We start from the raw sequence: 9,683 nt of genomic DNA, 5'->3' as shown, positions 1-9,683 counted from the left end.
GCACGGGCCAGGCTTTCGCCGGCCCGTGACCGCACGCACGGCGTTGGGGCCGCGACCGTAGCCACGGCGCTGCTCCGTGGGCTGGTGGTGGCGGTGGGGAGGGGTGGGGAGGGGTGGGGGTGGGGGAGGGCCCCGGAGCGGTCAGGCCGCGATGTGGTGGGCCAGGGCCGCATGCGGGTCGCGGCCCTCGGGGGTGTCGTCGTGGGTGTGGTCCGTGTGGACGGTCGCGGCGGTGAGGCGGGGGACGGCGTGAATGAGGGCGTGTTCGGCGGCGACGGCGAGGGCATGGGCCTGCACCACGGTCAGGCGGGAGTCGACGACGATGTCCGCCTCGGCCCGCAGGGTGTGGCCGATCCAGCGCATACGGACCTGTCCGACGCCGCGGACGCCGTCCACCGCGACTAGTGCGGTCTCTGCGGCGTCGATGAGTTCGGGGTCGACGGAGTCCATCAGCCGCCGGTAGACCTCCCGGGCCGCGTCGCGCAGCACCATGAGGATGGCGGCGGTGATCAGCAGGCCGATGAGGGGGTCGGCCTGCCGCCAGCCGAGCGCCGCGCCGCCCGCGCCGAGGAGGACGGCGAGGGAGGTGAAGCCGTCGGTACGGGCATGCAGGCCATCGGCGACGAGTGCGGCCGAGCCGATCCTGCGGCCGGTGCGGATGCGGTAGCGGGCGACCCACTCGTTTCCGAGGAACCCGATCACGGCGGCCACGGCCACGGCCCACAGATGCGTGACATCGCGGGGGTGCAGCAGCCGGTCCACGGACTCGTAGGCGGCCCATACCGATGAGGCGGCGATCGTCAGCACGATGGCGATGCCGGCCAGGTCCTCGGCGCGACCGTAGCCGTAGGTGTAGCGGCGGTTCGCGGCCCGGCGACCGAGCATGAAGGCGATGCCCAGCGGCACGGCGGTCAGGGCGTCGGCACCGTTGTGGATCGTGTCACCGAGCAGTGCCACCGACCCCGACAGCGCGACGATCACCAGCTGGATGAGGCTGGTCAGGCCCAGGATGCCGAGCGAGATCCACAGCGTGCGCAGGCCTTCCCGGGAGGTCTCCAGGGCGGCGTCGACCTTGTCCATGGCCGCATGGCTGTGCGGGGTGACCAGATGGGCGAGCCGATGCCGCAGCCGCGCCCAGCGGCCGGAGCGATGAGGGTCGTGCGCAGGGGCATGCGCCCGGTTATGCGCGTGGTCGTGGTCGAGATCGTGGGCGGGCTTCTGCGCGTGATGATCGCGATGGGCACGATCGGGCACGGGCACGGGCACGTGCTTGTCCTCGTGCTCGTGCTCGTGGTTGTCCTCGTGCTCGTGCTCAGGCTCGGGCCCATGCTCATGCGCGTGAGGGCCGTGCTGCACATGATCACGGCCGGGCGGGTGACCATGGCCGTGCACGTGATCATGGCCGTGCGGGTGAGTGCCATTGCCTGCCATATGGCCTACCGTGGCACGCCGATCCGATTGCGGCTACCACCTTGATACGCCCTCTGACCAGGTGCAATCTCATTGCAGAAGCAGAGCCGGTGCGGGTCGCAGCCCATTGCCGGTCGCAAACCGGAACAGGTCACAGACCCGAGCAGGTCGCAAACCGGAACAGGACCCAGACCAGAGCAGGTCACAGACCCGAGCAGGTCACAGACCGGAACAGGACCCAGACCAGAGCGGATTCAGACCTTCCCGACCCTCGCCGCCTCGTCCCGCTCTTCACCACTGCCCTCATCCCCGCCGTCCTCATCCGGGTCGCCCGCATCCCGCCCCGCAGCCTCCCCGGCGGCCACACCGCCCTCCGGCGCCACGCCGCCGCCCCCCAGCGCCACATCACCCTCCGGACCCACGACAAGCCCCAGCGCCGCGTCCTTGGCGGCCTCGGCGTCGCGGCGGAAGAGGCGGAACCACATGAAGACGACGAAGCCGGCGAAGACGAACCACTCGCCCGTGTAGCCGAGGTTCTGGAAGGCCTTCAGGTCCAGGCCGCTGCCCTCGGGGGCGGCCGGCGGGACGGCGCTCAGCGGTGCCTGGGTGTCGGTGAGCGTGATCCAGGCGTCGTAGACCTCGTACGGCACGATGTTGACCAGCGACGCCGCGCTGATCATGCCGAGCCGGCCCGGCGCCAGCCCCCCGCCGGCCTGAACGCCGTCGGTGCCCTGGTTCTCGGATGCCTGCAGCGCTCCGGTGACCGTCACCTCGCCCTTGGGCGGCGCGGGCACCTTCGCCGTGTCGGCCTTCGTGCCGGCGTCGCCGGGCAGCCAGCCCCGGACGACCGGCAGGGCCTTGCCGCCGTCCGTACGGAGCAGATTGAGGACGTAGAAGCCCTGCCGCTCACCGTGCTTGTCCTTCAACGTACGGCCCGGTACGAGCAGTTGGTGCCCGGTGTCGTAGCGCCCGCGGGCGCTGGCCTGGCGGCCGGAGGTCAACTTGTCGACGGGCAGCAGCCGCTCCAGGGGGCGGGCGGCCGCGGTCTTGGCCCGGGCGGAGCGGTCCTCCTGCTGCTGGTGGGTGTCGACGCGGTCCTCGAAGCGGCTCAGCTGCCAGCTGCCCATGAAAATGCAGAAGGGAATCGCCAGTACGGCGAATACGTTGATCCCCCACCACCGCGGGGTCAGCAGGAACCGGTACACGCCCTCAACGGTACGGGGCCCGGACGGCGGGGCCGCACCGCCCCCTCCACGGTCCGGTCCCGATGGCCGGGACCTGGGCCGTCGGTTGTTACCGGGCCGCCAGCGCCTCGGTGCGGTAGACCGTTCCGGCACACGCGTCCGTGACCTTGGCGTCGGCCGCGGCGGGCTCGCCGGCCTCCGGCGTGTGGCTGAGCACGATGCCCCCGGACGCGGTACCGCCGTCGCCGGGGCCCTCGCCACCGCCCGCCTGGCCGCCGCTGTCGCCGGTGGCCGGGGTCCCGGCGTCCGGGGACTGCCCCGGGTCCTTGGAGGCCTCAGGTGTCGGCGAGGGGCCGGGGTTGGCGCATCCCGTGGCGCCGCCGCCGGACTCCGGAATCCAGGCGAACTTGACCTCGTACGCCTCCCCCGGCTTGAGGACCAGCTGATCAGGGGTGGTGGCCGGGTCGGGCAGTCCGGTGGCCTCGTCGCCTGAGGTGTGGTCGACGACGTGGATGCGGTCCGGTTTGGTGGAGCCCTGGGCGACCAGGCCGATGGTGCCGCCGCCCTCGACGGAGCAGGCGGCGCCGGAGGTGTTGACCACCCGGAACGCGCCGTAGACGCGGCCCGTGGAGTCCGCCGCAGCGACGGTGCTGGTGCCCTGGCCGAGCTGTTCCCGCCCGCAGACCGGCGAGGTGACGTCCATCGTCTCGTCCGGGGCGGGGGTTCCGGCGCCCGCCCCGTGGCCCGTGCCGTTCTTCTCCGCGGTCTTGCCCTGGCCCTCGGGCTTGTCCGCGCCCCGCTTCGCACCGTCCTTGCCGGCCGGCTGCGGACCGGCCTGCTCGGTGCCTTCGCCGTGGGCCCCCTCGGCGCCGCCCTGGGGGAGCGGGCTGCTCGCCGCGTTGGCGGGCCGCTCCTCGGAGCTGCCGGCGAGGTTGGCCACATGGACCATGGCGGGGATGGACGTACCGCCGAGCAGCAGTGCGGCCGCCGCGCCCACGACGGCATGCCGGCGGCGCTGGCGACGGGCGGGCACCGCCCGGCGCAGCTGCTCCAGCGCGTCCGGCGCGGGTTCGAGGTCCCCGACGCGGGAGTGCAGCAGCCGCCTCAGGTCGTCCTCGCCGCCGAAGTCGCCGCCGGTGGGGTGGCTTCGGCCGGTGCCGTCGCCGGTGCCGCCCCCGTTGCCGGTGCCGCCGCCGAAGCCGAAGCCGGAGTCGGTGGGCCCGTCGCTGCCGTACGCATGGCTGTCGGCCTCGTCACCGGCGCCCGTCGCACCCTCCGTGCCGCCCGGTGCACCGTCCGTGACAGCGATGTCATCGCCGTGGCCGGATACTTGGCCGGTTTCCGCGCCCTGCCCGCGGGTGGGCTGACGGCCGCCACCCGGCTCACCGCCAGGCCACCCTTGCGCCTCACGCGCCGCATACAGCCCACGCACCACATCCGCGGGCTTCCCGCGTGCACCGGTCAGTTCGCCCATGTCACGCCGCTCCCCCACGCCGGCAGCGCCACGGGCGCCGGGCGCCTCGTGGATCCGGCCGTACGGGGCGCCCGGACGCGCCGAGTTGAGCGGGCCGGGCCCGTTGGCGCGGGTGCCACTGTGGTTCATGGGGTCGATCGAGGTGCTCAGGAAGTTCGGGGTACTCGGGGCACTCGGGCGACTCGGGTTGATCGCGTCGCACGAGCCGTACGCATCGTACGAGCCGTACGAGCCGTACGAGCCGTGCGGGTCGTATGAGCCGTGCGCGTCGTACGAGTCATACGGGTGGTGCCGGCCAAACGTCTTGCCACTCATGCCGGAGCCTCCATCGCGACGCGGAGCGCCGCGATGCCCCGCGACCCGTAGGCCTTCACGGAACCGAGCGATATGCCCAGCGTCTGGGCCACCTGCGCCTCGGTCATATCGGCGAAGTAGCGCAGCACCAGCACTTCGCGCTGCCGGCGCTGCAGACCCCGCATCGCCTTGATCAGCTGGTCCCGCTCCAGCAGGTCGTACGCACCCTCCTCGGCGCTCGCCATGTCGGGCATCGGCTTGGAGAGCAGCTTGAGCCCGAGGATGCGCCGACGCAGCGCGGAGCGCGAGAGGTTGACGACGGTCTGCCGGAGATAGGCGAGAGTCTTCTCGGGGTCGCGCACCCGTCCCCGCGCGGAGTGCACGCGGATGAAGGCCTCCTGGACGACGTCCTCGCAGGAGGCGGTGTCGTCGAGGAGCAGCGCGGCGAGACCGAGCAGCGAGCGGTAGTGCGCGCGGTAGGTCTCGGTGAGGTGGTCGACTGTGGTGCCCGCTGCCATCGCGTCGTCAGTGTCCCCACGTTGAGGGGGAATCTGCGCGGGGCGCGTGGTGGGCCAGGGAGCGATCACTGGCATGCCCCCGGACGCACGGGGGCGTGGTGGGTGCACTGCCGCGCCGGCTGCGCCCGCTGGGGCGATGGTGAATCCGAGTACCTCTGCCACGCCTGTTGGACACGCTTCCCCCTATAAGGGTTGTACGCGCAAGGCACCGCTTTTGACGATGCATCAAATGCCCTCATGCGTACCAGCTCTTCCTGAATGCCCTAATTGCCCCTACGTGAAGACCCCGAACACCCGAGGGCTCGCCATGCGGCCCGCAGGCACCCCCGGAGCCACCTCTGAGGGCGGCCACAAAGACGCTCCCCGCCCAACTGCCGGTTGCAGTGTGGCGGGGAGCGAATGGTCGAACAGATCGTCAGCCCAGATCAAGAGGTTTGGACCGGCAATTCGCTCACGGAATCTTCACACGCTCCACAAAGTATCTCCCAGGCAGCCGGTGCACGACGGCCGATCGCGCCAAGTCGCCAAGTCACGTACTGTCCCCGGCCGTCGCCGCCGGATCCCGCACCGACACCCCGGCCGGCTGCCCCCCGTCGGCACCCGCCGGCACCCGCCGCGCCCCGTCGGCACCCACCGGCCACCACAGCGGAACGCAAGGACCGCACAGCGCCCGCCCCAGCGGCACCCGGGCCAGCAGGACGCGGAGTCACCAGGACACCAGGACACCAGGACACCCGGGACACCAGATCACCAGATCACCAAGACACCAGACCACCGGAACAGCACGACAGTAAGGCACGCGGAGCCCGGTCCCGGACCGGACCTACCCCCGCAGCTCGGCCGCCACCAGCTCGCCGACCTGCGCCGTGTTCAGAGCCGCTCCCTTGCGCAGATTGTCCCCGCACACGAACAGCTCCAGCGCCCGCGGATCGTCCAGCGAGCGCCGTACGCGCCCGACCCAGGTCGGATCCGTGCCGACGACATCGGCCGGGGTGGGGTACTCACCCTCGGCGGGGTCGTCGGTGAGGACGACGCCGGGGGCCGCGGCCAGGATCTCGTGCGCGCCGGCGACCGTGACCTCGTTCTCGAACCGGGCGTGCACGGTCAGCGAGTGGGTCGTGATCACCGGAACCCGCACACAGGTCGCGGTGACCGGCAGTTCCGGCAGCCCCAGGATCTTGCGGGACTCGTCACGGATCTTGAGCTCCTCGGAGGACCAGCCGTCCTCCTGGAGCGAGCCGGCCCAGGGCACAACATTGAGGGCGATCGGCGCCGGAAACGTCCCCAGGGTGTCCCCGACGGCCCGCCGCACATCACCGGGCGCGGTCCCCAGCTCCGTACCGGACACCGCGGACAGCTGCGCCCGCAAGGTATCGACGCCTGCTTTGCCCACCCCGGAAACGGCTTGGTACGAGGAGACGATCAGCTCGCTCAGCCCGTACTCGGCATGCAGCGCGCCCAGCGCGACGATCATCGAGAGCGTCGTGCAGTTCGGGTTGGCGATGATGCCGCGCGGGCGTACCCGGGCGGCATGCGCATTGACCTCGGGCACGACAAGGGGCACGTCCGGGTCCATCCGGAACGTGCCCGCGTTGTCGATGACGACCGCGCCTTTGGAGACCGCGACCGGTACCCACTGGGCGGAGACCTCGTCGGGGACGTCGAACATCGCGACGTCGATACCGTCGAAGGCCTCCTCGCTCAGCGCGACGACCTCGACCTCCGCGCCCCGCACGGTCAGCTTGCGGCCGGCCGAGCGGGGGGAGGCGATCAGCCGGATCTCGCCCCAGATGTCGGCCCGCTCGGACAGGATGCCCAAGAGGACCGAGCCGACGGCGCCGGTGGCACCGACGACGGCGAGCTGCGGCTTGGCGGCCGTACGGGCGTCCGCCCTCAGCGTGTCAGCGAGGGACGGACGGCCCGCCTCGGCCGGAATCATCGACCGGTGCCGCCATAGACCACGGCCTCGTCACTGTCGGTGTCGAGACCGAAGGCGGTGTGCACGGCGCAGACGGCCTCGTTGACGTCATCGGCACGGGTGACGACCGAGATGCGGATCTCGGAGGTCGAGATGAGCTCGATGTTCACGCCCGCGTTCGACAGCGCCTCGAAGAACGTCGCGGTGACGCCCGGGTTGGTCTTCATCCCCGCGCCGACCAGCGAGATCTTGGCGATCTGGTCGTCGTAGCGCAGCGAGTCGAAGCCGACCGCGGCACGGGTCTTCTCCAGGGCGGCGACGGCCTTGCGGCCCTCGGCCTTGGGCAGCGTGAAGGAGATGTCGGTCAGACCGGTCGACGCGGCCGACACGTTCTGCACGACCATGTCGATGTTGACCTCGGAGTCCGCGATCGCACGGAAGATGCGCGCGGCCTCGCCCGGCTTGTCCGGGACTCCGACGACCGTGACCTTCGCCTCGGAGGTGTCATGTGCGACGCCCGAGATGATTGCCTGCTCCATCGGCTGGTCCCCTTGCGGTTCGTTGCTGACCCAGGTGCCCCTCAGTCCCGAGAAGGACGAGCGGACATGGATCGGGATGTTGTAACGGCGTGCGTACTCGACGCAACGGTGCAGCAGCACCTTGGAGCCGGAGCTGGCCAGCTCCAGCATGTCCTCGAAGGAGATCCAGTCGATCTTCCGGGCCTTCTTCACGACCCGCGGGTCGGCGGTGAAGACACCGTCCACATCGGTGTAGATCTCACAGACGTCGGCGTCCAGGGCGGCCGCCAGCGCGACGGCGGTCGTGTCCGACCCACCGCGCCCCAGCGTCGTGATGTCCTTCTTGTCCTGGGACACACCCTGGAAGCCGGCGACGATGGCGATGTTGCCCTCGTCGACGGAGGTCTTGATCCGGCCCGGTGTGACGTCGATGATCCGTGCCTTGTTGTGCACGGAATCGGTGATGACACCGGCCTGGCTGCCCGTGAAGGACTGCGCCTCATGGCCGAGGTTTTTGATCGCCATCGCCAGCAGGGCCATGGAGATCCGCTCTCCGGCGGTCAGCAGCATGTCGAACTCGCGCCCCGACGGGATCGGGGACACTTCCTGCGCGAGATCGATCAGCTCGTCCGTCGTGTCGCCCATCGCCGAAACCACCACGACAACCTGGTTGCCGTTCTTCTTGGCTTCGACGACTCGCTTGGCAACGCGCTTGATGCCCTCGGCATCCGCAACGGATGAGCCGCCGTACTTCTGCACGACAAGGCCCACGTGCGCTCCTCGCAACTGTCTCTTCGGGAGTTTCCTCCCGGACCCCCGGAAATGGGGGTACTGCGGTCGGCTCAGTCTAACGAGCAAGCGGAGTCCGCCCTGCTAATACCACATCGTGAGACATGAGACTCACTGACTGATCACGGCTGTCTCAGCGTGATCACCTGACTCGTGAGTGCCACGTCCCGCGGCGGATCCACAAGGCGCACCGTTGCGCCCGCTCGGCGAGCACATGCCCGCTCCAGGCCGGTACACACGGAAACGTAACCCAGGTCACAGGGTCCGGCCATGGCGAGCGCGCCCGCGCTCAGCTCCCCCGCAGCCCCAGCGGCCCGGCGATCTCGGCCGCCATGACCTTCCCGGCCTCCTCGGCAAGCCGCTCCTCGTCGGCGCTGACGGCGCTGTCCGTGTCCAGGCCGTCCAGCTCGTCCAGCGGCTGGTCGAGGCGTACGTGGGCGACCAGCGACTGCAGCGCGCGCAGGGCGGCCGAGGCGGTCGGTCCCCAGTTGGAGAGGTAGGAGAACTGCCACCACCACAGGGCTTCGCTGATCCGGCCGGCGCGGTAGTGCGCCAGGCCGTGCCGCAGATCGGTGATGATGTCGGCCAGGTCGTCGGAGATCCGGCTGGCGACCGGCTCGCTGCGCGGCACGTACGGGTCGAAGACCTCGGAGTAGACGTCCACCGGGTCGAGCAGGGTCGCGAAGCGCTCGCGCAGCTCGTCGACGTCCGGCTCCGGGCCGGTGTCCGGCTCGTACCGCTCGTCGGGGACGAAGTCCTCGTGAGCGCCCAGACGGCCGCCGGTGAGCAGCAGCTGGGAGACCTCCAGCAGCAGGAAGGGCACCGCGCTGTCCGGCTCGTCGCCCTTGGCGACTTCCGTCACGGCGACGATGAAGCTCTCGATCGAATCGGAGATCGATACGGCGAAGTCGTCCGGGTCCTGTGTCGCGTTGTGCAGCGTGGCATCAGACATCGAGAAGTCTCCTCCCTTCGAAGGCCCGCCCGAGCGTGACCTCGTCCGCGTACTCCAGATCGCCGCCGACCGGCAGTCCGCTCGCCAGTCGCGTCACTCTCAGGCCCATGGGTTTGATCATGCGGGCCAGATACGTGGCCGTGGCCTCGCCCTCCAGATTCGGGTCGGTGGCCAGAATCAGCTCGGTGACGGTGCCGTCCGCGAGCCTGGCCAGCAGTTCCCTGATCCGCAGGTCGTCGGGGCCCACGCCCTCGATCGGGCTGATCGCCCCACCGAGGACGTGGTAGCGACCGCGGAACTCGCGGGTCCGCTCGATCGCCACGACGTCCTTGGGCTCCTCCACGACGCAGATGACCGCCGGATCGCGCCTCGGGTCCAGGCAGACCCGGCACTGCTCCTCCTGCGCCACATTGCCGCAGGTACCGCAGAACCGGACCTTTGCCTTGACCTCCATCAGCGCGTTCGCGAGCCGGCGGACATCAGTCGGCTCGGCCTGAAGAATGTGGAAGGCGATCCGCTGCGCGCTCTTGGGACCGACGCCGGGCAGCCTGCCCAACTCGTCGATCAGGTCCTGGACCACGCCTTCATACACGGAACGTCTTCTTTCTCTTCTGCCGTGCTGCGTA

General features: G+C 70.5%; 9 protein-coding genes. 1 reads left to right on the top strand and 8 read right to left on the bottom strand.

All coding sequences use genetic code 11. The features are described from left to right. Positions 1-141: 141 nt before the first annotated feature. On the bottom strand, positions 142-1,254 hold the full coding sequence (locus AB0C46_RS04510) for a cation diffusion facilitator family transporter (protein ID WP_362825807.1): 1,113 nt from the start codon (positions 1,252-1,254) through the stop codon (positions 142-144). Here AB0C46_RS04510 and AB0C46_RS04505 point away from each other — a divergent pair. Then, positions 1,195-1,476: a hypothetical protein gene (locus AB0C46_RS04505; RefSeq protein ID WP_362825817.1), complete on the top strand. Its 282-nt coding sequence runs from the start codon at positions 1,195-1,197 to the stop codon at positions 1,474-1,476. The two genes, AB0C46_RS04510 and AB0C46_RS04505, sit on opposite strands and share 60 nt — an antisense overlap. 188 nt (positions 1,477-1,664) lie before the next feature. Here AB0C46_RS04505 and AB0C46_RS04500 read toward each other — a convergent pair whose 3' ends face one another. The 7 genes from AB0C46_RS04500 to recR form a co-directional block, all read right to left on the bottom strand. Further along, a complete protein-coding gene (locus tag AB0C46_RS04500; protein ID WP_362825607.1) occupies positions 1,665-2,615 on the bottom strand; it encodes an SURF1 family protein in 951 nt (316 codons plus the stop codon). Between the two features lie 88 nt (positions 2,616-2,703). Further along, positions 2,704-4,383, bottom strand: coding sequence for a hypothetical protein (locus tag AB0C46_RS04495; RefSeq protein ID WP_362825606.1), 1,680 nt, complete (start codon positions 4,381-4,383; stop codon positions 2,704-2,706). Continuing rightward, positions 4,380-4,955: a SigE family RNA polymerase sigma factor gene (locus AB0C46_RS04490; protein ID WP_026169688.1), complete on the bottom strand. Its 576-nt coding sequence runs from the start codon at positions 4,953-4,955 to the stop codon at positions 4,380-4,382. The genes AB0C46_RS04495 and AB0C46_RS04490 overlap by 4 nt, the downstream gene beginning before the upstream one ends. A gap of 748 nt (positions 4,956-5,703) precedes the next feature. Then, on the bottom strand, positions 5,704-6,819 hold the full coding sequence (locus AB0C46_RS04485; protein WP_362825605.1) for an aspartate-semialdehyde dehydrogenase: 1,116 nt from the start codon (positions 6,817-6,819) through the stop codon (positions 5,704-5,706). After that, a complete protein-coding gene (locus AB0C46_RS04480; RefSeq protein WP_018089933.1) occupies positions 6,816-8,087 on the bottom strand; it encodes an aspartate kinase in 1,272 nt (423 codons plus the stop codon). The genes AB0C46_RS04485 and AB0C46_RS04480 overlap by 4 nt, the downstream gene beginning before the upstream one ends. A 307-nt stretch (positions 8,088-8,394) precedes the next feature. Continuing rightward, positions 8,395-9,057 (bottom strand): DUF5063 domain-containing protein, encoded by a 663-nt coding sequence (locus AB0C46_RS04475; RefSeq protein WP_362825603.1) that lies wholly within the window; start codon positions 9,055-9,057, stop codon positions 8,395-8,397. Then, on the bottom strand, positions 9,050-9,649 hold the full coding sequence (recR, locus tag AB0C46_RS04470; RefSeq protein ID WP_018089931.1) for a recombination mediator RecR: 600 nt from the start codon (positions 9,647-9,649) through the stop codon (positions 9,050-9,052). Before recR ends, AB0C46_RS04475 begins: the two co-directional genes overlap by 8 nt. Positions 9,650-9,683 lie beyond the last annotated feature (34 nt).

Origin of the sequence: Streptomyces sp. NPDC048637, assembly GCF_040650675.1 — a bacterium.
Taxonomy (GTDB): domain Bacteria; phylum Actinomycetota; class Actinomycetes; order Streptomycetales; family Streptomycetaceae; genus Streptomyces.
This window is presented reverse-complemented; position numbering and strand designations above follow the sequence as displayed.